The sequence below is a fragment of the Nocardiopsis quinghaiensis genome, from assembly GCF_008638365.1.
In the GTDB taxonomy this organism is placed as follows: domain Bacteria; phylum Actinomycetota; class Actinomycetes; order Streptosporangiales; family Streptosporangiaceae; genus Nocardiopsis; species Nocardiopsis quinghaiensis.
Genome location: NZ_ML703340.1, coordinates 70,902 through 96,880 on the forward strand (window position 1 = coordinate 70,902; position 25,979 = coordinate 96,880).

General features: G+C 71.3%; 22 protein-coding genes. 21 read left to right on the top strand and 1 reads right to left on the bottom strand.

Going from position 1 to position 25,979, the window contains the following annotated elements:
- Window positions 1-5 precede the first annotated feature (5 nt).
- The 4 genes from mutM (at window position 6) to smc (ending at window position 5,680) form a co-directional block, all read left to right on the top strand.
- Window positions 6-860 (top strand): bifunctional DNA-formamidopyrimidine glycosylase/DNA-(apurinic or apyrimidinic site) lyase, encoded by an 855-nt coding sequence (gene mutM / locus FYX01_RS03495; protein ID WP_150237459.1) that lies wholly within the window; start codon window positions 6-8, stop codon window positions 858-860.
- A 59-nt stretch (window positions 861-919) separates the two neighbouring features.
- Window positions 920-1,207 carry an acylphosphatase gene (locus FYX01_RS03500; protein ID WP_150237460.1) on the top strand — a complete coding sequence of 96 codons (288 nt, stop codon included), beginning with the start codon at window positions 920-922 and terminating at the stop codon, window positions 1,205-1,207.
- A 365-nt stretch (window positions 1,208-1,572) separates the two neighbouring features.
- Window positions 1,573-1,764 (top strand): hypothetical protein, encoded by a 192-nt coding sequence (locus FYX01_RS03505; protein ID WP_150237462.1) that lies wholly within the window; start codon window positions 1,573-1,575, stop codon window positions 1,762-1,764.
- A gap of 370 nt (window positions 1,765-2,134) precedes the next feature.
- The gene (gene smc / locus FYX01_RS03510) at window positions 2,135-5,680 is read left to right on the top strand and encodes a chromosome segregation protein SMC (protein ID WP_150237464.1); all 3,546 of its coding nucleotides are present in this window, start codon (window positions 2,135-2,137) and stop codon (window positions 5,678-5,680) included.
- Window positions 5,681-5,977: 297 nt separating this feature from the next.
- On the opposite strand, the gene FYX01_RS03515 is transcribed toward smc, so the two are convergent.
- Entirely contained in the window at window positions 5,978-8,629 is a 2,652-nt protein-coding gene (locus tag FYX01_RS03515; RefSeq protein WP_150237466.1) for a S8 family serine peptidase, read from the bottom strand.
- A gap of 624 nt (window positions 8,630-9,253) precedes the next feature.
- Between FYX01_RS03515 and FYX01_RS03520 the strand changes: the two genes are divergently transcribed.
- The 17 genes from FYX01_RS03520 (at window position 9,254) to FYX01_RS03600 (ending at window position 25,978) form a co-directional block, all read left to right on the top strand.
- Window positions 9,254-10,204 (top strand): helical backbone metal receptor, encoded by a 951-nt coding sequence (locus FYX01_RS03520; protein WP_150237468.1) that lies wholly within the window; start codon window positions 9,254-9,256, stop codon window positions 10,202-10,204.
- Window position 10,205: 1 nt separating this feature from the next.
- Window positions 10,206-11,240, top strand: a complete 1,035-nt coding sequence (locus FYX01_RS03525; RefSeq protein WP_150237470.1) for a FecCD family ABC transporter permease — start codon at window positions 10,206-10,208, stop codon at window positions 11,238-11,240.
- Between the two features lie 207 nt (window positions 11,241-11,447).
- Window positions 11,448-12,632, top strand: coding sequence for a signal recognition particle-docking protein FtsY (gene ftsY / locus FYX01_RS03530; protein WP_150237473.1), 1,185 nt, complete (start codon window positions 11,448-11,450; stop codon window positions 12,630-12,632).
- Window positions 12,633-13,087: 455 nt separating this feature from the next.
- Window positions 13,088-14,419, top strand: a complete 1,332-nt coding sequence (locus tag FYX01_RS03535) for an ammonium transporter (RefSeq protein WP_150237475.1) — start codon at window positions 13,088-13,090, stop codon at window positions 14,417-14,419.
- 398 nt (window positions 14,420-14,817) lie between these two features.
- Window positions 14,818-16,029: a LolA-like protein gene (locus FYX01_RS03540; protein ID WP_150237545.1), complete on the top strand. Its 1,212-nt coding sequence runs from the start codon at window positions 14,818-14,820 to the stop codon at window positions 16,027-16,029.
- A 130-nt stretch (window positions 16,030-16,159) separates the two neighbouring features.
- The gene (ffh, locus tag FYX01_RS03545; protein ID WP_150237477.1) at window positions 16,160-17,755 is read left to right on the top strand and encodes a signal recognition particle protein; all 1,596 of its coding nucleotides are present in this window, start codon (window positions 16,160-16,162) and stop codon (window positions 17,753-17,755) included.
- Between the two features lie 304 nt (window positions 17,756-18,059).
- Entirely contained in the window at window positions 18,060-18,563 is a 504-nt protein-coding gene (rpsP, locus tag FYX01_RS03550; RefSeq protein ID WP_150237479.1) for a 30S ribosomal protein S16, read from the top strand.
- 1 nt (window position 18,564) lies between these two features.
- On the top strand, window positions 18,565-18,807 hold the full coding sequence (locus FYX01_RS03555; RefSeq protein WP_073704564.1) for an RNA-binding protein: 243 nt from the start codon (window positions 18,565-18,567) through the stop codon (window positions 18,805-18,807).
- Between the two features lie 127 nt (window positions 18,808-18,934).
- Complete coding sequence (rimM, locus tag FYX01_RS03560; protein WP_150237481.1) at window positions 18,935-19,447, top strand: ribosome maturation factor RimM; 513 nt, start codon at window positions 18,935-18,937, stop codon at window positions 19,445-19,447.
- A gap of 11 nt (window positions 19,448-19,458) precedes the next feature.
- Window positions 19,459-20,223, top strand: a complete 765-nt coding sequence (trmD, locus tag FYX01_RS03565) for a tRNA (guanosine(37)-N1)-methyltransferase TrmD (RefSeq protein WP_150237483.1) — start codon at window positions 19,459-19,461, stop codon at window positions 20,221-20,223.
- A gap of 183 nt (window positions 20,224-20,406) precedes the next feature.
- The gene (gene rplS, locus FYX01_RS03570) at window positions 20,407-20,751 is read left to right on the top strand and encodes a 50S ribosomal protein L19 (protein ID WP_150237485.1); all 345 of its coding nucleotides are present in this window, start codon (window positions 20,407-20,409) and stop codon (window positions 20,749-20,751) included.
- A gap of 80 nt (window positions 20,752-20,831) precedes the next feature.
- Entirely contained in the window at window positions 20,832-21,710 is an 879-nt protein-coding gene (lepB, locus tag FYX01_RS03575; RefSeq protein ID WP_150237488.1) for a signal peptidase I, read from the top strand.
- A 291-nt stretch (window positions 21,711-22,001) separates the two neighbouring features.
- A complete protein-coding gene (locus FYX01_RS03580) occupies window positions 22,002-22,331 on the top strand; it encodes a DUF2469 domain-containing protein (RefSeq protein WP_150237490.1) in 330 nt (109 codons plus the stop codon).
- A 110-nt stretch (window positions 22,332-22,441) separates the two neighbouring features.
- Complete coding sequence (locus FYX01_RS03585; RefSeq protein WP_150237492.1) at window positions 22,442-22,807, top strand: YraN family protein; 366 nt, start codon at window positions 22,442-22,444, stop codon at window positions 22,805-22,807.
- A complete protein-coding gene (locus FYX01_RS03590) occupies window positions 22,807-24,330 on the top strand; it encodes a YifB family Mg chelatase-like AAA ATPase (protein ID WP_150237547.1) in 1,524 nt (507 codons plus the stop codon). The genes FYX01_RS03585 and FYX01_RS03590 overlap by 1 nt, the downstream gene beginning before the upstream one ends.
- Before the next feature lie 41 nt (window positions 24,331-24,371).
- Window positions 24,372-25,538, top strand: a complete 1,167-nt coding sequence (locus FYX01_RS03595) for a DNA-processing protein DprA (RefSeq protein WP_150237494.1) — start codon at window positions 24,372-24,374, stop codon at window positions 25,536-25,538.
- Between the two features lie 83 nt (window positions 25,539-25,621).
- A complete protein-coding gene (locus FYX01_RS03600; RefSeq protein ID WP_150237496.1) occupies window positions 25,622-25,978 on the top strand; it encodes a RidA family protein in 357 nt (118 codons plus the stop codon).
- Window position 25,979 lies beyond the last annotated feature (1 nt).

Sequence of the window (25,979 nt, forward strand, 5' to 3'; positions counted from 1 at the left end):
GGGACGTGCCCGAGCTTCCCGAGGTGGAGGTCGTCCGACGCGGCCTGACCGAGCACGCCCTGGGCCGCACCGTCGGCGCGGTCGAGGTCCTGCACCCCCGGTCGGTGCGACGGCACGTGCCCGGCGCCGCGGACTTCGCCGCCCGCCTGTCGGGCCGCGTGCCCACGGCCGCGCACCGGCGCGGCAAGTATCTGTGGCTGCTCCTGGACAGCGGCGAGATGCTTCTCACCCACCTGGGCATGAGCGGCCAGATGCTGGTCCAGCCCACGGGCAGACCCGACGAGAAGCATCTGCGGGTGCGCCTTCCGCTGTCGGACGGCACCGAACTGCGCTTCGTCGACCAGCGCACCTTCGGCCACCTGATGGTGGACGTGCCCGGTGCGCGCGAGGACGTGCCCTCGGCGGTGGACCACATCGCCCTGGACCCGCTGGATCCCGAATTCGTCCCCGAGGCGTTCGTGCGGGCGCTGCGGACCAGGCGGACCGAGGTCAAGCGGGCGCTGCTGGACCAGTCCCTGGTCAGCGGCGTCGGCAACATCTACGCCGACGAGGCGCTGTGGCGTTCACGGCTGCACTGGGCGCGTTCCACGCACGACCTGTCCGACGCGCAGGCCACGGAGCTGCTGGGACACGTGCGTGAGGTGATGACCGAGGCCCTGGACGTGGGCGGCACGACCTTCGACGGCCTGTACGTCAACGTCAACGGCGAGAGCGGCTACTTCGAGCGGGGGCTCAACGCCTACGGCCGCCGTGACCGCCCGTGCGGCCGGTGCGGCGTGCTGATCGTCCGCGAGGCGTTCATGAACCGCTCCTCCTACAGCTGCCCGGGCTGCCAGAAGCCGTCCGGAGTCCGCGGTTGAGGCAGCGTCGGCGTGTCGGTGAGCAAAGTATGTCTTTCAGGTAAGTAAGGAGTCGGGCCGTGGGGGACGACGTCGAGGCCGTCCGGCTGACCGCGTGGGTGCGCGGGCGCGTACAGGGCGTGGGTTTTCGCTGGTGGGCACGGTCCAAGGCGCTGGAACTGGGCCTGAGCGGGGCGGCCACGAACCTCGACGACGGCCGGGTCGAGGTGGTCGCCGAGGGGCCGAGGAGCGACTGTGAGCGGCTTCTTGGCCATCTCAGGGGCGGCGCGACACCCGGCCGTGTGGACTCCGTGGCCGAACGTTGGTCCTCTTCCAGGGGGACCTTCACCGGATTCGTCGAACGGTGAGTATGCTTGTGGGGTAACGCGATTCGAGCACACCGTGCGACCGCGGCGGCCCGGAAGGGCTCGCGACGGGGATCACGCGGAGTGTGAGGCGACCACTGTGCGGCGTCCGCGTCGTCCGCACACTTCGGCGCAGACCGGGGTGACCGTGTTCGGATCGTGCGCTGCCACCTGCCCAGGTGTAGCACTCTGGGTTGTGGCCGTTACGGACCGTTGTAATTCAATCTTGACCAGCGGCGCGCACAGTGAGACTCTGGAAGGCACATCGCGCGACCTTTCGGCCCGTGTGGGACGACGTCAGTCGGCGTTGCCACGGGATATCGCACGCGCGGATCACCACTGGTCACTCAGCGTGGAGGACCCATATCATGGCGAAGGCTCTGTTTGGCCACGTCGGCGGCTCCGACCCTCGGATGGTCTCGGAGATGCGGCGGCTTCAGAAGCGGGTACGCGACCTTGAGGACGAGATCAGCCGTCTCCAGGCACGGAACGACCAGCTCAGCATGGCCGTGACCGAGGCCACTCCCGGCGCGACCGAGCGCGAGCCCGCGCTCGCCTGACCTGAACACCGTCGACGTTTCGGCTCCAGCCAGGCTGGACCTTCGTGGTCGACCCACCGACGGGGACGCCGAGAGCACGAACCAGGCGTCCCTGGCCGGAATCGTCGACGGAGCGGGTCTGACCCCCGTTCACCGAGCCGTGGTTTTTCCTTTCCCTTTGCGGCCTTTTTATCGTTGTACCCGGCGGACCCTGCTGCAACCCTTCGTGTCCGCCGGACATCCCCCTCCCCCCACCCGGTCACGGGAGCGCCTGCTCAGTGGCCTGTTCCATCCGGGGACACCGAGCCGAACCCCACCCGTAGGTCACCGCTTCGTGGCACCCTTGGGTGATCGCGGTCCGTGTCGAAGGTGACCGTCGTGGGAGGTGTGGGTGTACCTGAAGAACCTGACGTTGCGCGGCTTCAAGTCGTTCGCGTCGGCCACCACCCTGCGCTTCGAGCCCGGGATCACCTGTGTGGTCGGTCCCAACGGCTCGGGCAAGTCCAACGTCGTCGACGCGCTGTCCTGGGTGATGGGGGAGCAGGGGGCCAAGTCCCTGCGCGGCGGCAAGATGGAGGACGTCATCTTCGCGGGCACCTCCACCCGCCAGGCGCTGGGCCGTGCCGAGGTCAGCCTCACCATCGACAACACCGACGGCGCCCTGCCCATCGACTACACCGAGGTCACCATCAGGCGGACCATGTTCCGCAACGGCGGCTCGGAGTACGCCATCAACGGCGACACCTGTCGCCTCCTCGACATCCAGGACCTGCTCAGCGACTCCGGTATCGGCCGTGAGATGCACGTCATCGTCGGCCAGGGGCAGCTGGACACCGTTCTGCACGCCGGCCCCGAGGAGCGCCGTGCCCTCATCGAGGAGGCGGCGGGCATCCTCAAGCACCGCAAGCGCAAAGAGAAGGCGATCCGCAAGCTCAACGCGATGCAGGGCAACCTGGACCGGGTCACCGACCTCACCGCGGAGCTGCGCCGCCAGCTCAAACCCCTGGGCAGGCAGGCCGAGCTCGCGCGCCGGGCCGCCGTCATCCAGGCCGACCTGCGCGACGCCCGCCTGCGCCTGCTCGCCGACGACATCACCACCCTCACCGAGCAGCTGGCCAAGGAGGAGGCGGACGAGAAGGAGGTCCTCGCCCGCCGCGCGTCCGCCGAGACCGCCCTCACCCAGGCCCAGGAGCGCGAGACCGAGCTGGACGCGCAGTCGGCCGCCGCGGCCCCCGCCCTCGCCCGGGCGCTGGAGACCTACCACGCACTGTCCCGCCTCACCGAGCGCCTGGACGCCGTGCGCGGCCTCGCGAACGAGCGCCACCGCAACCTGGCCTCCGTCGACGAGGAGCCCGTGCACCGCCGCGACCCCGAGGAACTGGAGATGGAGGCCGAGGAGGCCGCGGCCCAGGAGGAGGAGCTCCTCACCCGGCTGGAGGAGGCCCGGGAGGTCCTGGAGGCCGCCGTCACCGAGCGCGCCGCCGCCGAGGACGCCCTGCACCGCGAGGAGAAGCGGCTGGAGGCCGCCGCCCGCGCCTCCGCGGAGCGCCGCGAGGGCATCGTGCGGCTGTCCGCGCGGGTGGAGAGCCTGCGCGGCCGCCTGGCCTCCAGCGAGGCCGAGATCACCCGCCTGGAGGAGTCGGCCCGGCAGGCCGCCGAACGCGCCGAACAGGCCCAGGCCGAGTACGAGATGGCCGCCGAGGAGTCCGCCGGACTCGACGAGGGCGACGCCGAGCTCGACTCCGCCCAGGAGCGCGCGGCCCTCCGGCTCTCCGAGGCCGACGCCGAGCTCAACCGACTGCGCGACGCCGAGCGCACCGCCGAGGGCGAGCGCGCCGCGCTCGCCGCCCGCAAGGAGGCCCTGGAGATGGGCCTGGCGCACAAGGACGGCGCCGACACCCTGCTGGGCGCCGACCTGCCCGGGATGCTCGGCAGCCTCGCCTCGCTCGTGCAGGTCGAGTCGGGACAGGAGACCGCCGTGGCCTCCGCCTTCGGCGCCGCCGCGGGCGCGGTCGCCGTCGGCGACATCGACACCGCCGTGGCCGCCCTCGACCTGCTCAGGTCCGAGGACGCGGGCCGGGCCGGGATCGTCATCGCCCAGGCCGTTCCCACCGTGCCCCGCCAGGAATGGCCCGAGCTGCCCGCCGGCGCCCGCTACGCCGTCGACGCCGTCGTCGCACCCGAACACCTGCGCGGCGCGGTCACCGCCCTGCTGGACCGCACCGCCCTGGCAGCCGGCACGGCCGCCGCCCGCGACCTCGTCGGCAAGGTCCCCGGCGTGCGCGCCGTCACCCCCGAGGGCGACGTGTTCGCCGCGGAACTGGTCCACGGCGGTTCGGCCGCGGCTCCCAGCCTGCTGGAGGTGCAGGCGGCCGTGGACGAGGCGGGCGAGAGGCTGGAGGTGGCCGCCGAGGCCGCCGGCCGGATCGCCGCCGACCTGGAGGAGCGCAAGCGCGAGCGCGCCGCTCTGGCCGCCGAGGTGGAGGAGCTCGTCGCGCGCCGCCGCCAGGGCGACCGCAAGCGCAACGAGTCCGCGCAGCGGCTCGGCAAGCTCGGCGGCCAGGCCCGCTCCGCCGAGGCCGAGTCCGAGCGGTACGCGGCGGCCGCCGCCAGGGCCGCGGACGCGCGGGGGGAGGAGGCCGACAGGCTGGCCCGTCTGGAGGAGGAGCTGGCCGAGGCCGAGGAGATGACCGCCTCCATCGAGGAGGAGGCACCCGACGCCGACACCCGCGACGAGCTGGCCGCCCAGGCCTCGCGCACCCGGGCCGTCGAGATGGAGCGCCGCCTGGCGGTGCGCACCGCGGAGGAGCGCGCCCGCTCGACCGCCGGTCGCGCCGAGCAGTTGCGCGTCCAGGCCTTCGAGGAGCGGCGTGCCGTGGAGCGCGCGGCCGAGCGCCGCCGCACCCGTGCCGCGCAGGCCGTCGTCGCCGGGGCCGTCGCCGAGGGCGCCCGGCTGGCCCTGGAGCGGATCACGGTGTCCCAGGCCGCCGCCGAGTCCGAGCGGGTCGCCGCCGAGGCGGAGAAGGAGGCGCGCGACGCCGAGCTCAGGGCCGTGCGAGCCCGGGTGCGCGAGCTGTCCGTGGAGCTGGAGAAGCTGACCAGTTCGGCGCACAGCGGCGAGGTGGCCCGTGCCGAGCGGCGCATGCGCCTGGAGCAGCTGGAGACCAGGGCGATGGAGGAGATGGGCGTGGACGTGCCCACCCTCGTCGCCGAGTACGGGCCCCGGGTGCCGGTGCCTCCGCCCGCCGACGCGGGGGAGGACGCGGTCCCGCTGCCGTACGTGCGCGAGGTGCAGGTCAAGCGGGCCCGGTCCGCCGAGCGCCAGCTCAACCAGCTGGGCAGGATCAACCCGCTCGCGCTGGAGGAGTTCGCGGCCCTGGAGGAGCGGCACGCGTTCCTCAACGCCCAGTTGGAGGACCTGAAGAAGACCCGCCGGGACCTGATGGACATCGTCCAGGAGGTCGACGCCCGCGTGCAGGAGGTCTTCTCCGCCGCCTACCTGGACGTGGAGCGCGAGTTCGCGGCGATCTTCGGGCGGCTGTTCCCCGGCGGAGAGGGGCGGCTGCTGCTCACCTCGCCCGAGGACATGCTGACCACCGGCATCGAGGTGGAGGCGCGTCCGCCCGGCAAGAAGGTCAAGCGGTTGTCGCTGCTCTCCGGAGGTGAGCGGTCCCTGACCGCGGTGGCCTTCCTCGCGGCGATCTTCAAGGCCCGCCCGTCCCCGTTCTACGTGATGGACGAGGTCGAGGCGGCCCTGGACGACACCAACCTGCAGCGGCTGCTGGTGATCTTCGAGGAGCTGCGCGCCTCCTCGCAGCTGATCGTGATCACCCACCAGAAGCGCACGATGGAGGCGGCCGACGCGCTGTACGGCGTGACCATGCAGGGCGACGGCATCTCCCAGGTGATCAGCCAGAAGCTCGAACGCCCCGCCTGACGGCCGGATCCGGACACGCGCCCCCGACACGGGGCCGGGGCCGCCCCTCCCCTCGGGAAGAGCGGCCCCGGTGCTGTGCCCCTTTGGGCCTCCGCTTCGCCGCGGCCCGTGTTCGGGCGTCCGAAGCACGGGAACCTTCGGATCCTCCGGTGTGACGGCTCGTGCCCACGCCGTCGTCCGCCACCGCCCTCAACGGACGGCCTGCGGCCGCAGTACCTGCCGTCCCACCTACGCATCCTCCAGAACCCCGTGGACGCCCGAACCGGCCCCCTTGGAGCGGAGCCCGAGAGGCAGGGCTCAGCCGCGCGCGATGGTGATCACCGGGGAGGTCCAAGTCTCCCAGTGCTCGGGGTCGTCCGGGTCGCCGAGCGCCTTGAGCGCACGGACCTCCAGACGGTAGTCGCCGTCCTTGACGGGCTTGATCTTGTCGTGCCTGTCCACGACCGTGCCGTCCCACGGGTAGCTGAAGAACGACGTCCCGGTCGCGCTGCGGTTCACGTGGTCGACCGACACGGCGACGTTGCGGTGCGGGTGCACCGGGCGCCCGGTGCGCTCGTCGATGACGACCATCTCCAGCTTGGTGACGTGGTGGTCGAAGTGCGCGATGACGTACGGGACGTCCGGCAGGCCGTCGACCCACTCCATCGTGTAGGCGGCGCCGTCGGGCTGCTCCTCGAACGTGCCGCCGTCCTCGCTCGCGCACTCCAGGCCGGAGAAGGCGCCGCAGTCGGTGATCCTGGTCAGCCAGGGCAGGTCGATGGTCTCGCCCGTGCCGTCGGTGATCGGGGTCATCGCCTCGATCTCCTGGTAGTCGCCGTTGTATGCGGCGTAGGGGACGCGGTAGGTCTCGCCGTCCGCCTCGGCCACGGTGACGTACCCGCCGTAGATCATCTGGGAGAAGTCCCGGGCGGGCGGGGTGACGGTCACCTGGACCTCGGCCGACCCGCCGGGGGCCACGGTCACCTCGCCGGTGTCGAAGGCCACCTCGGCGAAGCCGTCGTTGTACTCGGGCGTGAAGGTGCTGCCGTGGGTGCCCAGGGCGGCCTCGTGGCCCAGTTCGTACGTGGCCTCCGCGTCACCGTCGTTGGTGATGGTGATCGTCTTGGTCACGGCGCCCTCGGTGGCGCCCAGTGACAGCTTGCCGGGGGCCACGGCCGTGGTGGCCAGCACCGAGCCGGGCACGTCCAGCATGCCCGCGCCCTGGCGGTGCGCGTTGTCCAGGAAGCCCAGGTCGGGGTTGCCCCACCAGGCCCTGGGGTCGGCGCTGTTCTGCAGGACGTCGCGCACCTCGCGCGCGCCCAGGTCGGGGCGGGCCTGCAGCAGCAGCGCGACGCCGCCCGCCACGTGCGGGGAGGACATCGAGGTGCCGCTGATGGTGGCGTAGCTGCCCTTGGCCACGGGGTAGGTGGAGTTGATCAGGCCGCCCGGGGCGCCGATGTCGGGCTTCAGGTCCAGGTCGGGGGACAGGCCGAAGGAGCTGAAGGAGCTGATCAGGCCGCCGGTCGGGTTGGGGACGGTGGTGCTCTCGCCGGTCCAGGACAGCGTGACGGCCTCCCCGTCCTCCATGAGTTCGCGGAGGTGGGTTCCGGAGCCGTTGGAGATCCCGATGGCGAACGCGCCCTGGTCGACGATGCCGCCGCCCGCGAACATGCCGGCGACGTTGTTGTACATGACCACGCCGGTGGCGCCCGCGGCCAGGGCCGTGTCGTACTTCTCGGCGAAGGTGCACTCGCCGCGCACCATCAGCGCGGTCCTGCCCTCGGGGTCCGCCTCCAGTTCGTCGCCCAGGGACGTGCAGCCCCGTCCGATCCAGGCGAGCTCGTCGGTCTCGCCGGAGGTGGGCGGCGGTTCGGCCTCGCCCATCTCCATGTAGGCGAGGGTCTCGCCGCTGGGGTTGGCGGTCGCGGACGCGGCCTGGATGTGGGTGTTGTCGAAGGAGGCGACGCCGATGACGTCCTTGCCCAGGCCGGGGGCGCCCGCGGAGTACAGGCCGGTGTCGCCCGAGTTGCCGATGGAGGCGACCACGACCATGCCCTCGTCGACCAGGTTGTCCGAGGCGACCGCGGTGGGGTACTGCGGCCAGGAGTGCGCGGAGCCGATGCTCATGTTGAGCACGTCCATGCCGTCGGCCAGGGACTGCTCCATGGCGGCGATCATGATGTCGGAGGTGGTGGATCCGCTGCAGCCGAACACCTTGTAGGCGCCGAACTCCACGTCGGGGGCCACACCGGTGACCTCGCCCTCGGCGCCCACGATCCCGGCCACGTGCGTGCCGTGGCCGTTGCAGTCCTGCGGGTCGCCGTCGGGCACGGGCACGGACTCCGGGTCGCCCGCGTTGAAGTCGTCACCGACGAAGTCGTGGCCGGTGACCACGCGGTCGTTGGGGAAGCCGCCGCCGCCCAGGTCGGGGTGGGTGTAGTCGATACCGGTGTCCATGACGGCCACGCGCAGGCCCTCACCGGTCAGGCCCAGTTCGTTCTGCGCGGTGTCGGCCCCGGTCATGGGCAGCGCGGTGTCCAGGTCGGGGGCGCTGTCGTCGATCTCGGGGATCTGGTAGTTGACGACGGGATAGAGGGCGTTGACGCCGGGGATCTCCCGGGCCGTGCCCACCTGTGCGTCGTCCATCTCGACGGAGAAGCCGTTCCAGAGGTCGCTGAACGAGTGCCGTTCGTCGTACTCCAGGCCGTACTCCTCGGCCTCGGTCCGGAACTCCTTCTGCTCGTCCTCGACCTTGGCCGTGGAGGAGCCCTTGGTGGTGGGCGGGCTTTCGAGTTCGATGAACCACAGGCCGCTGGCCTGGTGGGTCAGTTCGCCGTTCTCGGCGGTGGGGGCGGGGTGCAGGGGGGCGAGCTCTGAGATCTCGTCGGCGCTTGCCGGTGTGGCCGCGACCAGACCCGCGACGAGTGTCAACCCGGCGAGCGGTGCCAGGCGCGTTCGGTGGGGTACCACCTTGTCAACACATCCCTTCTTGGTGCGCGCCGGAGGACACCGGGGGCGCGGGAGTACCCCGCCGTGTACGACTGTGGCATGCGGGGGGATACGCCGCTTAATGTCCGTACTCGGTTAATCGGCGCGCATAGCAACGAGATCATTGCCGTGTGCCATGAAGGTGTCAATGTTCACCAAGACTCAATCTGGCCACATAGAGGGACGGGGAGTGCACTGTTTGTTATTTCTACACAAAAATGGACAATATTCCTTTTTGCCCCTAAAGGTATGAAAGGGAATCCTGGTGGAGCGCGCCGATCCTCCTGCGGATCTGCCCGCGGAACACGGCCGTCCCGGAGAAGGCGCAGGCCAGAGTAGCCCCCGGGGTGTCCGCCGGGGCGTACGGCGGGCCGAGTAGGCTGGAGGATCTGGGCCGTCCTCGGGCGGCCCGACCGGTGTCGAGGGAGCGAAGTCCGGTACCGCGGCCGCAAGCGGTCGCCAACCCGGCGCTGTCCCGCAACTGTGAGGCCCCGCCCGGCGGGGACGAGCCAGGTCGCCTTCCCGACACCGACGTCCCCGTCCTCGTGGGAAGGACAGGCCGTCCCCAGCGGACCGTGCTCCTTCCCCTGCCCGCAAAGGAGCACCGTGCGGACCGCACGCCGTCTTCCCCTCGCCCTCCTCGGAACCGCACTCCTCCTGACCGCCTGCGGCGCGCCGGAGGGCGGCTCCTCCGAGGCCGACGCCGACCCGGGCGCGGGTGCGGGCGCCTTCCCCGTCACCGTCACCGACGCCACCGGCGAGGTCACCCTCGAGGAGGCGCCCGAGCGGATCGTCTCCCTGTCCGCCAGCCACACCGAGATGCTCTTCGCCATCGGCGCGGACGAGCAGGTCGAGGCCGTCGACGAGTACTCCACCTACCCGGAGGAGGCCCCCGTCACCTCGCTGAGCGGCTTCGAGCCCAACGTGGAGGCCATCGTCGAGTACGACCCCGACCTGGTCGTGCTCGCACGCAGCGCCGAGGAGACCGCCTCCCAGCTGGAGACCGTGGGCGTCCCGACGCTGGTCCTCGACGCCGCCGTGGACCTGGAGGACACCTACGACCAGATCCGGCTGCTCGGTGACGCCACCGGCAACGCCGAGGAGGCCGGCGCCGAGGCCGAGCGGATCGAGGGCGAGTTCGACGCGATCGTCGAGAACGTGCGCGAGCGCGTCGGCGACACCGAGCTGAGCTTCTACCAGGAGTTGGACGAGACCTCCTACGCCGCCACCTCCGACACCTTCGTCGGTGACGTCTACGCATCCTTCGGACTGGTCAACATCGCCGACGCCGCCGACGCGGACGGTGCCGCGGCCGGCTACCCGCAGCTGTCACAGGAGTACGTCGTCGAGGAGGACCCCGACCTGGTCTTCCTGTCCTACGGCGACGAGTCGACGGTCACCGACGTCGCCGAGCGCCCCGCCTTCGACACCGTCACCGCGGTGAGGAACGACGCCGTCTACCTGCTCGACGCCGACATCGCCTCCCGATGGGGACCGCGCGTGGTCGAGTTCGCCGACCTGATCGGCCAGGCCGTCATCGAGAACGCGGACCGGTAGCGTGCGGGGCGGTGCCGGCCTCCCGGTCGCGTGGTTCGCGGGGGGACTGGCCGTGCTCGTCGCGGCCGTCCTCCTCGGAGTCTGCGCGGGCGCGGCCTCCCTCTCCACGGCCGACATCGTCCGGCACCTGCTCAGCCTCCTGCCGTTCGACACGCGGTCGCCGCTGTCCGAGCGGCAGGCGGCCCTGCTCATGGAGCTGCGCCTGCCCCGCGTGGTGATGGGCGCGGTCGTGGGAGCCCTCCTGGCCACGGCGGGCGGCGCCTACCAGGGCGTGTTCCGCAACCCGCTGGCCGACCCCTACCTCCTGGGCGCCGCCTCCGGGGCCGGGCTCGGCGCGACCATGGTCATCGTCTTCGGCCAGCAGTTCAGCGACTCCCCGCGCGCCCTGGTACCCGTCGCGGCGTTCCTGGGCGCCCTGCTCGGAGTGGCGGCCGCCTACCTGCTCGGCTCCACCGCGGGCGGGGGCGGCACCGCCTCGCTCGTCCTGGCGGGCGTGGCCGTCTCCTCCTTCCTGTCCGCCGCGCAGACCCTCGTCCAGCAGATGGGGGTGGACCAGCTCCAGCGCATCTTCGCCTGGCTCCTCGGAGGGCTCGGCCGCGGCGGCTGGGACGACGTGCGCCTGATCGCCCCCTACGCGGTGGTCGGCCTCGTCGTGCTGCTGGCCTGCGGCTACCTGCTGGACATGCTCTCCCTGGGCGACGACAAGGCGGTCAGCCTGGGTCTGAACCCGGCCGTCGTGCGCGTCGTGGTGATCAGCGCCGCGTCCCTGGCCACCGCCGCCGCGGTGTCGGTGAGCGGACTGATCGGCTTCGTGGGGATCATCGTCCCGCACATCGTGCGCCGCCTGGTGGGCTCCAGCTACCGGGCGATCCTGCCGGTCACCGTGCTCTTCGGCGGCGCTTTCATGGTCGTGGTGGACATCGTCGCCCGAACCCTCATCGCCCCCGCCGAACTGCCCATCGGCGTGGTCACCGCCTTCCTCGGCGCGCCCTTCTTCGTGCTCATTCTGCGCACCACGCGCCACCGCAGTATCTAGACCCGCGTGCCGAAAGCCTTGCTCGGCGCCTGGAGTGTGGTTCGGGCGCCGGCGGGCTTCTGGAGCCGCCGAAGGTTCTCGTTCATAGGGCGCCCGAACACGGGGTGAAGCGGAGCGGAGCCCCAAAGCAAGCGGGGTCCTTCGTTCCCGGCACGCCATCCCACCGTGACACGAACGCGTCGGACACTCTGGGAGACTGGCGGTGCTATGGACATCACCTTGCTCGCTGCCATCGTCATCGCCGTCGTACTGTTGACCGTCGGCGGATTCTTCCTGGTCAGGACCCAGCGCCCGGTCAAACCGGGCAAGGAGGAGACCAAGCCCGAGGTCACCGGGGAGGCGTCGGGGGCGACCGCCGTGGAGGACCGGGAACGGGACACGGGGACCGTGCGCACGCCTCCCGCCCAGGCGCCGCCGCCCGCGGAGGAGGCCGCCAGGCCCGCCGAGCCGGAGCTGGAGGCCCCGCCCCCCTCCGCCGGACGCATGGTCCGCCTGCGCGCGCGACTGGCCCGCTCGCAGAGCTCCTTCGGCCAGGGGCTGCTCAACCTGCTCTCCTCCGACTCCCTGGACGAGGACGCCTGGGAGGAGATCGAGGACACCCTCATCACCGCTGACATCGGCGTGACCTCCGCCTCGCAGATCGTGGAGAACCTGCGCACCCGCGTCAAGGTGCTCGGCACCCGCGGTCCCGAGGAGGTCCGGACGCTGCTGCGCGAGGAACTCCTCGCCCAGATCACCACCAGTGCCGGCCGCACCGTGCGCACGGAGCCGCACGGAGACCGGCCGGCCGTGATCCTGGTCGTGGGGGTCAACGGCACCGGCAAGACCACCACCACCGGCAAGCTGGCCCGCGCCCTGGTCGGCGACGGCCGCAGCGTGGTGCTCGGCGCCGCCGACACCTTCCGCGCCGCCGCCAGTGAGCAGCTCCAGACCTGGGGCGGCCGCGTGGGAGCCCCGGTCGTGACCAAGGAGGAGGGGGCCGACCCGGCCAGTGTGGCCTTCGACGCCGTGTCACGGGGCATCGAGGACGGGGCCGACACCGTCATCATCGACACCGCCGGGCGCCTGCACACCAAGACCGGCCTGATGGACGAGCTGGGCAAGGTCAAGCGGGTCGTGGAGAAGAAGACCCAGGTGGACGAGGTGCTGCTCGTCCTGGACGCCACCACCGGGCAGAACGGCCTGCGCCAGGCCCGGGTGTTCGGCGAGGTCGTGAACGTGACGGGCATCGCGCTGACCAAGCTGGACGGCACCGCCAAGGGCGGCATCATCGTCCAGGTCCAGCGGGAGCTGGGCGTGCCGGTCAAGCTCGTCGGGCTCGGCGAGGGCCCCGACGACCTGGCGCCCTTCGACCCCGAGGTCTTCGTGGACACGATCCTGTCCGGGGACTGAACGGCACGTACCGGCGGTGCGGCCGGACACCCGACCGGGTGTCCGGCCGCACCCGTGTGTACGCGGTGGTGCGACCTCGGCGTCCTCCCGGGGCGCAGATGGCGTGATGCGCGACACGGGAGGGAAACCCCCGTGCAACACGGGGGGTGACCGGCTGACCGCGCCGCCGCACCGGGCGTGAGATGTGTCGGGGAGTGACAGTTTCGTCGCCCCGTGTTGGTGTGACGGGGGTCGCTCTGGGGTGGTGCATGTGCGTTCGCACGCGCTGGGGCTTCGGTTCACGGCCCCTTAACACTTCTGTCTGTCCTTTTACCCGGACGCAACATGGCGGGTCCAGGGGAGAAACACCCCGCTCAGAGAGTTGCCCGTGTGGTGTTCTGCATCGGGCCCGATGATGCGCTCGCTGATCGCCGCCCTCACAGACAATCCCCCGTCCGTCCTACGGAGGCGACGTAATGATTGACACCGGCAACACGACGTGGCTGCTGATCAGCGCGGCCCTCGTGATGCTCATGACCCCGGGCCTGGCCTTCTTCTACGGAGGCATGTCACGGGCGAAGAGCGTCCTGAACATGATGCTGATGAGCTTCACGAGCATCGCGGTCGTGAGCGTGCTCTGGGTGGTCGTCGGCCACTCGCTCACCTACTCCGACGGCGGTCCGGTGGACGCCTTCATCGGCGGCCTCGACTACGTGGGCCTGTCCAGCCTCATCGGTGAGATCGAGCCCGCGGACGGTGAGGGCGGCGGAGGCTACCCGCTCCTCGTCGACGCCGGGTTCCAGATGATGTTCGCGGTCATCACCGTGGCCCTGATCAGCGGCGCCATCGCCGACCGCGCCAAGTTCGGCGCCTGGATCCTCTTCGCCCCGCTCTGGGCGCTTCTGGCCTACTTCCCCGTCGCCCACTGGGTCTGGGGCAGCGGCTGGATCGGCGGCCTGGAGATCGGTGGCTACGAGGTCATCGACTTCGCGGGCGGTACCGCGGTCCACATCAACGCCGGTGCCGCCGCGCTGGCCCTGACCTTCGTCCTCGGCCGCCGCAAGGGCTTCGGCTCGGAGTCGATGCGCCCCCACAACCTGCCGTTCGTCCTGCTGGGCGCCGCGCTCCTGTGGTTCGGCTGGTTCGGCTTCAACGCGGGCTCCGCCTACGCCGCCGACGGCACCGCCGCCCTGGCACTGGTCAACACCCAGGTGGCCACCGCCGCCGCCACCGGTGCCTGGATGCTCGTCGAGCGCTTCCGCTACGGCAAGGTCAGCGCCCTCGGTTTCGCCTCCGGCGCCATCGCGGGCCTGGTCGCGATCACCCCGGCCGCCGCCAACGTCACCCCGCTGGGCGCGATCGTCGTCGGTCTGCTGTCCGGTGCCGTCTGCGCCTACGCCATCAGCTGGAAGTTCAAGTTCAAGTACGACGACGCCCTCGACGTCGTGGGTATCCACATGGTCGGCGGCATCATCGGATCCCTGGTCCTGGGCTTCCTGGCCGCGGGTGTCACCGGCGGATCCGACGGCCTCCTCTACGGCGGCGGCTTCGGGCTCCTGGCCGTCCAGGCCATCGCGGTCGTCGGCGTCATGGTCTACTCCTTCGTCATCACCTGGATCATCGCCAAGGTCATCGACCTCATCATCGGGTTCCGCATCCCCGAGGACGTCGAGACCAACGGACTGGACCACGAGCTGCACGCCGAGTCCGCCTACGCCTTCGACGAGTTGGACGAGACGGAGACAGAAGCGGTCTCCTCGCCGACGCCTCCGGGTGGGGAGACGACCTCACCGCAGGTCAAGGCCTAGACCTCAGCGTCGAGGCCGAAGGCCTTCACCGTTGACGCGGTGAGGTGTTCCAGGGGCTGACCGGGAGTGATCCCTGTCAGCCCCGTTCGTGTGTTCGGATACTCTTCGTGGCATATGTGGGCATTCATGGCTTCGTATCGGCCATGATCTGCGCATCAGTTCGATACCCTTTCTGCGCGGTGTGGCGGTAGGACCCGGGCGCGGGGCGCCCGGTCGACGGCGAAGCCCCGTGACGGAACCGTCCCGGATCCCCGCGAAGAGCACGAGGCGAAACCGGGAGCCGCGCATCCGCGTCTCACGCCGAGAAACGGGTCAGGGCCGGTGTGTCTCCATCCCCCGCCCACCCGGAAACCATGCTGATTCGTACAGTGCCCCACATGTCGGGGTCAGGAGGCAAGATGGCGCCGGTTAGTCACACCAGGGGTCGCAGGGGCGGACGCGCCGTGCTCGCCGCCGCGGGCGCGGTCGTCGCGCTCGGATCGGCCGGATGCTCCATCGATCTCAGCCACCTGCGCCCAGGGGGCGGGGGAGAGGAGGAACCCAGCCCCGAAGCCGCGGAGCCGGTCGCCGCCGCCCCGCTCGTGGAGGAGGCCCTGACCAGCCTCGCCGCCTACCCGGCGCTCACCGCCACCGGACAGGTCGCCGAGAGCGTCGGTTCCGCCGACGTGCGGGACACCTCCCTGACCGTGGCCGACTCCGGCACGGCCAGCGGCACCGTCCGCGCCAACGGCATCGAGGCCGAGCTGATCAGCGCCGACAGCAAGCTCTTCATCCGGGCCGCGGAGGACTTCTGGCTCGACCAGGGGGTCTTCAGCCCCGACTTCGACGACTTCGACGGCAACTGGGTGCGCGCCTCCACGGCCCAGGCCGGGTTCGACCCGGGTACCACCCTGGCTCCGCCGGAGCTCTCCACCGCCCTGGGGGAGATCGGCCTGGACTCGGAGGAGGCCGTGGAGGAGAACCTGGACGGCACCCTCACCTACCGGATCGATCTGGCCGGCGAGCACAACCAGATGTGGATCAACGCCGAGACCAACCAGGTCCAGCGCATCGCCATCGAGGAACTCGTCCCCGAGGAGGCCGAGAGCGGCCCGCAGGTCCGCCTGGACCTCGCCGAGGCCGACACCGCCGCGGTCGAGGAGCTCTACGACGGCGTCATCGCCACCACGGAGGAGGAGCTGACCGGCTCTCGGGACGCCCGCATCGAGGTGGGTTGGGACGGCAGCCCCAGCATGGCGTGCGAGGAGGGCCCCGACTGCACCTGGTCCGGTACCGTGCGCGACGCGGGCGGGGACGGCAGCGGCACGGTCACCGTGCGCATGGACGTCACCTTCAGCAACGCCGACATCGGCGAGCAGACGTGCGACGACAGCGGCAGCCTGGAGGCGGGCAGCACCCTGGAGCTGTCGTGCGGCGCCAACTACAACATCGTCAGCGCCGAACAGCAGACCTACCCCATCGACGGGGAGGCGCAGCTCTCCACGTACGGGCTGACCAGTGGCCAGCAGGAGGAGACGCTGACCGAGCTCAACGAGCAGCGCGCGACCACCCTGTCGGGAGGCGGCTCTCCCTCCGAGGAGGCGGAAGAAGGGGAGGAGAGCGGCAACTGACCCTCCCACCGCCCGCGGTCCCTCCCACCCGTCCCCGTGTACCGACACCTCACCGTCCCGTGATACTCCCGGGCGACGCGGGACGGGTAGGCTGGGAAACCAATTCCGAGACGAAGGACTGGCCACACTCGTGTTCGAGACGCTTTCCGACCGGCTGACATCGGTCTTCTCCTCGCTGCGCGGCAAGGGGCGCCTGTCCGAGGAGGACATCAACGCGACCGCGCGGGAGATCCGTCTCGCGCTGCTGGAGGCGGACGTCGCGCTGCCGGTGGTCCGCGAGTTCATCTCGCGGATCAAGGAGCGCGCGCGGGGCGAGGAGGTGTCCAAGGCCCTCAACCCGGCACAACAGGTCATCAGGATCGTCAACGAGGAACTGGTCGAGATCCTCGGCGGCGAGACCCGGCAGGTTCGCTTCGCCAAGAACCCGCCGACCGTGATCATGCTCGCGGGCCTCCAGGGCGCCGGTAAGACCACCCTGGCGGGCAAGCTCGCCAAGTGGATGGCGGCCGACCGCAACACCCCGCTGCTGGTCGCCGCCGACCTGCAGCGCCCCAACGCCGTCACGCAGCTGCAGGTGGTCGGTGAGCGCGCCGGGGCCCCCGTGTTCGCGCCGGAGCCCGGCAACGGCGTCGGCGACCCGGTCCAGGTCGCCCGTGAGTCGGTCGAGCACGCTCGCCGCAACAACCACAACGTGGTGATCATCGACACCGCCGGCCGTCTCGGTGTGGACAGCGAGCTGATGCAGCAGGCCGCGGACATCCGTGACGCGGTCACTCCCGACGAGATCCTCTTCGTCGTCGACGCGATGATCGGTCAGGACGCGGTCAACACCGCGCAGGCCTTCCTCGACGGGGTCGGCTACGACGCGGTGGCGCTGACCAAGCTGGACGGTGACGCGCGCGGTGGCGCGGCCCTGTCCATCCGGCACATCACCGGCCGTCCCATCATGTTCGCGTCCACCGGCGAGAAGCTGGAGGACTTCGACCTCTTCCACCCGGACCGGATGGCTTCGCGCATCCTGGACATGGGTGACGTGCTCACGCTCATCGAGCAGGCGCAGCGCACGTTCGACGAGGCCGAGGTCGAGAAGATGGCCTCGACCATGGCCTCGGACGACGACTTCACACTGGACGACTTCCTTCAGCAGATGTCGATGGTCCGCAAGCTCGGCCCGATCGGCAACCTGCTCGGCATGATGCCCGGTATGGGGCAGATGCGCGATCAGATCGACAACATCGACGACAAGGACCTGGACCGCATCCAGGCGATCATCCAGTCGATGACCCCGGGCGAGCGTTCGAACCCGAAGTCGATCAACGGTTCGCGCCGTCTGCGTATCGCCAACGGTTCGGGTACGCAGGTCAGCGATGTCAACGGCCTGGTCACCCGCTTCTTCGAGGCGCAGAAGATGATGCGCAAGATGAAGAACGGCGGCATGCCTGGTATGCCCGGAATGCCGGGTGGTGGTGGCGGTGGCAACCGCAAGAAGGCCAAGGCCCAGGCCAAGAAGGTGAAGAAGGGCAAGCAGCGCAGCGGCAACCCGATGAAGGCCCGCCAGCAGGAGGCCGAGCGCGCCGCCGAGCGGCAGCGGCGCCAGGAGGAGGGCGGCCAGCAGGCGCCGCAGCTGCCTCCGGGCCTCGGCGGCGGCGACCAGCCCACGCTCCCGCCCGGCCTCGGTGGCCCCAACATGCCGGACCTGTCGAACTTCAAGTTCCCCAAGAAGTAGTACGGCCGGCGGTGCTTTCCACCGTCATACGGCGGTCGGAGCGCTACCATGCCTACGGCGGCCCGTCCACGTTCCGGGGGCGGGCCGCTCCCGGAACCGGGGACGGGGCCCGCTCTCGCCGGGGTGCCCTGCGGTGTCGTGTACAGGGAACCCGTTCGCGTCTGGCACAATGAGTAGTCGACTAACGGTGACGGGTCAGCCCTCTAACTAGCCCGCCACCCACGTCTGTCCCGCCGGATGCCACAACCCCACGTGGTTTCACCGACGGGCGCCTCACACCGTTAATCGGGAGAAGACCACTCCAGTGGCTGTCAAACTGAAGCTCAAGCGTATGGGCAAGATCCGTACGCCCCAGTACCGCATCATCGTCGCCGACGCCCGCAACAAGCGCGATGGCAGGGCGATCGAGGAGATCGGCAAGTACCACCCCAAGGAGCACCCGAGCCTCATCGAGGTCGACTCCGAGCGGGCCCAGTACTGGCTGTCCGTGGGCGCCCAGCCCTCCGACGCGGTCAAGGTCCTCCTTCGCAAGACCGGTGACTGGCAGAAGTTCAAGGGCCTGCCCGCCCCGGCTCCGCTCCAGGTCGCCGAGGCCAAGGACCCCGAGGCCAAGGAGGCCGCCTTCCAGGCCGCGCTGAAGGAGCTCGTGCTCCCCGGCGCCGAGGGCAAGGGCAAGGCCAGGAAGTCCGAGAAGAAGACGGACAAGGCTGACAAGGCTGACAAGGCGGACAAGCCTGAGAAGGCTGAGAAGGCGGAGAAGCCCGCCGAGACCGCCCCGGCCGAGAAGAAGTCCGAGGGCGAGGCCTGACGTGCTGGAAGAGGCGCTTGAGCACCTCGTGAAGGGGATCGTTGCGAACTCCGACGACGTCCAGGTGAGAGCCAAGAGGCTCCGCAAGGGCAAAGTCCTGGAGGTCCGGGTCCATCCCGACGACCTGGGCAAGGTGATCGGCCGCAACGGCCGCACCGCCAAGGCACTGAGGACCGTCATCGGCTCCCTGGCCGGGGGCCGCTACGTCCGCGTGGACCTGTTGGACCTGCACGAAGTGCGCTGACGCGCCTCCTGGGGCGCCGATCACGAACGGTCGGCGCCCCGCAGCCGTGCCCGGGGCCCCAAGCCCCGGGCACGGTTTTCTCTCCACGCCCCGGCGAGCACGGGACGGACGAAGGACGGGAGTTCCCATGCGACTCGTTGTCGGTCGGATCGGCCGCGCGCACGGCATCCGCGGTGACGTCGCCGTCGACGTGCGCACGGACGACCCGGAGGCGCGGTTCACCGACGGCGCCGTACTGGAGACCGACCCGGCCGGGGCCGGTCCGCTGACGGTCTCCTCCGTCCGCCGCCACAGCGGCCGCCTGCTGGTGCGCTTCAAGGGCGTGTCCGGCCGTGACGCCGCCGAGAAGCTGCGCGGCACCCTCCTGTTCGTGGACTCCGCCGACATCGCCCCCCTGGACGATCCGGACGAGTTCCACGACCACGAACTCATCGGCCTGACCGCGGTCACCACCGACGGCGATCCGGTCGGCACGGTGGAGGACGTCCTCCACCACGCGCAGGACGTCCTGGTCCTCACCACCCCCGAGGGCGGCGAGGTCCTCGTGCCCTTCGTGGCCGCCCTCGTCCCCGAGGTCGACGCGGCCGGGGGCCGGATCGTCCTGGACCCCCCGCCCGGCCTGCTCGACCTCGCCGACTGAAGGGGCGCGCCGTGCGTATCGACATCATCAGCATCTTCCCCGACTACTTCGGCCCCCTGGACCTGTCCCTGATCGGCAGGGCGCGCGTCTCCGGGCTGCTCGACGTGCGCGTGCACGACCTGCGCGCATGGACGCACGACCGGCACAACACCGTGGACGACACCCCCTACGGCGGTGGCCCCGGCATGGTCATGAAGCCCGAGCCGTGGGGCGAGGCACTCGACGAGGTCCTGGCGGACGGGCCCGCGCGGCTGATCCTGCCCACCCCCAGCGGCCGCCCGTTCCGGCAGGCCGACGCCGAGCGCCTGGCCAAGGAGGAGCGCCTGGTCTTCGGGTGCGGCCGCTACGAGGGCATCGACTCCCGGGTCGCGGCGGACGCGGTGGACCGGATGCCCGTCGAGGAGGTCAGCATCGGCGACTACGTGCTCAACGGCGGCGAGTCCGCCACGCTGGTGATGGTCGAGGCGATCACCCGTCTGCTGCCGGGTGTGCTGGGGAACACGGAGTCGGCCGTGCAGGACTCCTTCGCCTCCGGCGGCATGGAGAACCTGGTGGAGGGGCCGGTCTACACCAAGCCCGGCACCTGGCGCGGACGGGAGGTACCCCCGGTGCTGCTGTCGGGCAACCACGGCGCCGTGGACCGCTGGCGCCGTGACCAGGCACTGCGCAGGACCGCGCGCAACCGCCCCGACCTGGTCGACGCGCTGCCGGAGGAGGTCCTGGACCGGCGCGACCGCGAGGTCATCGCGGAGGAGACCGTTCGAGACGCCACCTGAGGTATGGCAAACTGGGTGGGTTCCCCCCAGGTGATCGGCGGCATCCGCATGCCGGCGGTACGACGTCGGCCTCTGTGACGGTCACCCGGGCGGTTCGAAAGTCCAGACCCACAAGGGCCCTCGCCCGCGCACCCCTCCCCGCCGGGGACAGGACGCGGAGCGCTACCGATGAGGATTCGCGAGATGCACACCGCCATTCAGGAGCTGGAGAAGGCCCAGCTGCGTTCCGACGTCCCGGACTTCCGTCCGGGTGACACCCTCAACGTCCACGTCCGTGTGACCGAGGGCAACCGTACCCGTGTCCAGGTCTTCAAGGGCGTTGTCATCCGCCGCCAGGGATCGGGCAGCCGCGAGACCTTCACCATCCGCAAGGTGAGCTACGGCGTGGGCGTGGAGCGCACCTTCCCGATCCACACCCCGGCCGTCGAGAAGTACGAGGTCGCCGCCCGCGGCCGCGTGCGTCGCGCCAAGCTGTACTACCTGCGTGAGCTGCGGGGCAAGGCCGCCCGCATCCGCGAGCGCCGCTAGAGGCCGCGGACCCTCACACGCGCTTTTCACGGGTCGAAACCCTCCGCTCCCGGCAGGGGCGCGGTATAGGCTTCGACTCGATGAGCAAAGACGAGAGGGACTTCGGCGCGGACGGGGCCCAGGACGAGGATCCCGCCCGGTCCGGCCCGGAGGAGCACAGCTCCACCACTGGCTCCCGAGAGCACGAGCTCTCGGGAGCCAGCGGTGTCTCCGAAGCCGGGGGCCAGGAGCCAGAGGAGAAGGCGGACGACCAGATGAGCAAGTCCCAGAGCAGCGAGAAGAAGCAGGGGTCGTTCTGGAAGGAACTCCCCGTCCTGGTCGTGATCGCCCTGGTGTTGGCGTTCGTGATCAGGACCTGGCTGGTGCAGGCCTTCTACATTCCCTCCTCCTCGATGGAGAACACGCTGCTCATCGGGGACCGCGTGCTCGTCAACAAGGTCGTCTACCAGCTCCGCGACATCGAGCGCGGTGAGGTGGTCGTCTTCGACGGCGACGGGTCGTGGGACGATCCGAACATGGTCTCGGTCCCCGAGCCCGCCAACCCGGTCTCCGGCGCGTTCACCTGGGTGCAGCAGCAGCTGGGAGCGGCGCCCACGGGCAAGGAGTACATCAAACGGGTCATCGGTCTTCCCGGAGACACCGTGGAGTGCTGCGACGAGCAGAACCGCGTCCTGGTCAACGGCGTGCCCCTGGAGGAGGAGGCCTACCTCTACCCGGGCAGCGTGGCCAGCCACACCGAGTTCGGGCCGATCGAGGTGCCCGAGGGACACCTGTGGCTGATGGGTGACCACCGGTCGATCTCCGCCGACTCGCGGATGAACCAGAACAACCCCGGCGGCGGCGCGGTTCCCGTCGACCACGTGGTGGGCCGGGCGTTCGTGATCATCTGGCCGCTCAGCCAGGTCGGCTCCCTGGGCGCCCCGGACGCCTTCGAGGAACTCGACACCGAGAGCGGATGACGCTTCGACCGCGTCCGAACAGGCGCGTTCCGTCCGGCGGGCCCCGCTCCGCGGAGCGCCTCCGAGACGGTCGGCCCGGCGGCGCCGGCGGCGTGCGACGGACGATCCGCCAAGGAAATCCGTCCGGCGGAGTACACAGGCCGCTTCCGTGACGCATGATGGACTTGGACCGCATGGGCGTCCCCCGAAGCCATGGGGCCGCCGTCGACCGGGAACACCGCGCGGCGGCGGTGCCCAGTGAAAGGGACCGGCACACCACGACCGGAGAGTGCGACGAAAGCGAGCGCGTGGATGAGTTCTGAGGACCTGGAGAAATACGAGGCCGAGATGGAGCTCCAGCTCTATCGCGAGTACCGGGACGTCGTCGGTCTGTTCAGCTACGTGGTGGAGACCGAGCGGCGGTTCTACCTCACCAACCACGTCGACCTCCAGCCGCGTTCGACCGAGAACGGGGAGATGTACTTCGAGGTCGTGATGGAGGACGCCTGGGTCTGGGACATGTACCGCCCGGCCAGGTTCGTCCGCAACGTGCGCGTGGTGACGTTCAAGGACGTCAACGTCGAGGAGATCACCAAGGCCGACCTGGAGATGCCGCCTCCCGACGGGGGCGGCCAGGGCTGAGCGGCGCCGGGCACCCGCGGGACGGCCCGGCCCCGGTTGTCCACAGGACGGAACTCGCTCTGGCGCGGTGACCGGCGATCACCGACCGTGGTAGCGGGAGGTGGTCGACCTTGGACCGGTGGGCCGAGTACCGAAGGACACTGGGCGGCCGCGGCGAGGACCTCGCCGCGGCCTTCCTCCGACGAGCCGGGATGCGGGTGCTCGCCCGCAACTGGCGCACCCCCGCGGGGGAGATCGACATCGTGGCCCGGGACGGCCCCGTCCTGGTCGTCGCCGAGGTCAAGACCCGCACCTCCGTCCGGTACGGACACCCGGTGGAGGCCATCACCCCCGGCAAGCGGCGCCGCCTGCGCCGCCTCGGACGCGCCTGGGCGGTCCGGCACCGGGTCCCCGTCCGCCCCCTGAGGGTGGACGGTGTGTGCGTCCTCGTCAGCGGCGGCCGGGTGTTCGTCTCCCACGAGCGGGGGATGTCATGATGACGCTCGCCCGTACCCACTGCATCACCCTGCTGGGTGTCCGGGGACACATCGTCGAGGTGGAGGTGCACCTGGGCGGCGGCGACTTCGGGGTGACCCTCGTCGGGCTGCCCGACGCCGCGCTCCGCGAGGCCAGGGACCGCATCCGCGCGGCCGTGGTCAACAGCGGTGAGGAGTGGCCCAGCGGCCAGATCACCATCAGCCTGTCCCCGGCCAGCCTGCCCAAGGCGGGCAGCCTCTTCGACCTGGCCATCGCGGGCGCCGTCCTGGCGGCGGCGGGCGCGGTGCCGGTGGAACTGCTGGAGGACACCGTCCTCATCGCCGAGCTGGGGCTGGACGGACGGGCCCGGCCGGTGCTCGGGGTGCTCCCGGCGGTGGTGTCGGCCGCCGAACAGGGCTACCGCAGGTTCGTCGTCGCGAGGGGGAACGAGGCCGAGGCCCGGCTGGTGCCCGACATCGAGGTGACGGCGGTGGACTGCCTGACGGACCTGTGCCAGTGGCTGCGCGGCGAGTACTCTCCGGAGGAGGGGCCCGGGCGGCCCGTGCCGCGGCCGCGTGAGCCCCGGGACCAGGGCCCCGACCTGTCCGACGTGCTGGGGCAGCCGGTGGCGCGCCGTGCGTTGGAGATCGCCGCCGCCGGGGGCCACAACCTCATGATGCTGGGGCCTCCGGGGACCGGGAAGAGCCTGCTGGCCGAGCGGCTGCCCACGGTGCTGCCCCGGCTGAGGCCCGCCGACGCGCTGGAGGCCACCGCCATCCACTCGGTGGCGGGCATCCTGCCCCCGGGATCGCCCCTGGTCACCATGCCGCCCTTCGCCGCGCCGCACCACACCTCCACCCGGGCCTCGATCATCGGCGGCGGCAGCGGCCACCCCTCACCCGGCTGGGTGTCCAAGGCCCACCGCGGTGTGCTGTTCGTCGACGAGGCACCGCAGTTCGGGCGCGGGGTGCTCGACTCCCTGCGCGAACCGCTGGAGCGGGGCGAGGTGGTCCTGGCGCGGGCCTCCTCCACGGTGACCTTCCCCGCCCGCTTCCAGCTGGTGATGGCGGCCAACCCCTGCCCCTGCGCCAAACCCGGCAACCTGTGCACCTGCCCCGCGGGCGAGCGGCGCCGCTACCTCTCCCGGCTGTCCGGCCCCCTGCTGGACCGGATCGACCTCAAGGTGGAACTGCAGCCGGTGTCCAGGGCCGAGCTGCTCGCCGACCGTGCCTTCGCCGAGTCCTCCGAGGTGGTGGCCGCCAGGGTGGAGCAGGCCCGCGCCCGTGCCGCCGAGCGGCTGTCGCACACCCCGTGGGCCACCAACGCGGCCATCCCCGGGGCGAGGCTGCGCCGCGAGTTCCCGGTCGAACCCGCCGCGCTGAGAGTGCTCGGCCGGGCGATGGACCTGGGGCAGATCAGCGCCCGGGGCGTGGACCGGGCGCTGCGGGTGGCGTGGACGCTGACCGATCTCGCCGGCCGGGACCGCCCCGGCGAGGAGGAGACGGCCTACGCCTTCGCGCTGTGGGCGGGACGTGCGTGGTGAGCGCCGCCGGAGGGCGCGGCCCGGAAGGGGGGAGCGGTGCGGTGGAACGGGACACGGAGGGCGCCGACGCGCGGGCGCGGGCCTGCCTGACGGCGGTGGCTCCGCCGGGGGACCTGTGGCTGGGGGCGATGCTCGCCGAGCACGGGGCCGCCCGGGTGTGGGCGGAGCTGGTGGCGGGGGCGCCCCCGCCGATGGTGCCCTGCGCGGGGGACGAGGAACCCGGCCCGGAGGCGCTGGACCGGTTGCGTCGGCGTTGGCGGAGGTGGAGCGCCACCGCGGCCGGGGTGGACCCCGACGGGCTGCTCGGAGACTCGGCTGCGGCCGGGATCCGGTTCGTGGCCCCCGGGGACCCCGAGTGGCCGGGACGGCTCGACGAGCTGGACCTGCCCGGAGGGCGCCGCTCGCACGGGCTGTGGGTGCGCGGCGGCGGGGACCTGCGCGATCTGTGCCTGCGCTCGGTGGCCGTGGTGGGGGCGCGCTCGGCCACGGCCTACGGCGAGCACGTGGCCGCGGAGATGGCCTACGAGCTGTCCGAGCGCGCGGTCGTGGTGGTATCCGGCGGCGCGTACGGGATCGACGGGGCCGCGCACCGGGCCGCCCACGCCGTGGGAAGCACGGTGGTGGTGCTGGCCTGCGGGCTGGACGTGGACTACCCGCGCGGACACGCGGGGCTGTTCGCCGACGTCGCCCGCACCGGCGTGCTGGTGAGCGAGCGACCGGTGGGCTCCACCCCGCGCGCCCCGGACTTCCTCGTGCGCAACCGGCTGATCGCGGCGCTCACCCCGGGGACGGTGGTCGTGGAGGCGGGTCGGCGCAGCGGAGCGCTCAACACCGCGTCGCACGCCGCCGAACTCAACCGGGTGCTGATGGCGGTCCCCGGGCCGGTCACCTCGGCGATGTCGGCGGGCTGCCACCTGCTGCTCCGCGACTGGCAGGCGGGGTGCGTCACCTGCGCGGACGACGTCCTCGCCCAGGTGGGCACGCTGGGGGAGGAGCTGCCGTTGGAGGCCGGGCCGCTGCGGGTGTCGGCCGAACTCGGCCCGGACGGCGTCCGCGTGCTCGAAGCGGTGCCCCGCTCGGGGGCCGGTCCGGCGGTGATCGCCATGGCCAGCGGGGTCGGTCTGGAGAACACCATGCGCGTTCTGGGGCTGCTGGCCGCCACCGGCCTGGTGGAGCGCTGCCAGTCGGGCTGGCGGCTTCCGCGCTGAGAGGCGGGAGGCGTGTCGGGTCCGGCCGCGCGTGTGCGGATCGGCGACGTTTCAACCGCGATGAGGAAAGGTACGGTGCCGCTATGGCAAAAACCTACAGTGACGCCCTGTTGGCGGACGGGCCGCTGCTGTTCGTCTCCGGACAGGTCCCGGAGGGACCCGGGGGCGAGGTCGCCGGGGACGTCGGGGGACAGACCCGCCAGATCTTCCGCAACCTGGAGGCCGTCCTGGCCCGGCACGGCGCGGAACTCGGCCACCTGGTCAAGCTCACCTACTACCTGCGGCACATCTCCGACCTGGACGAGTTCCGCGGCGCCCTGGTCGAGTGCCTTCCCGAGGGACACCGCCCGGCCGCCTCCCTCGTGGAGGTGGGCGGCCTGGTCGACCCCGCCCACTTCGTGGAGATCGACGGGATCGCCTGCCTGCCCTCGGGGGGGTAGA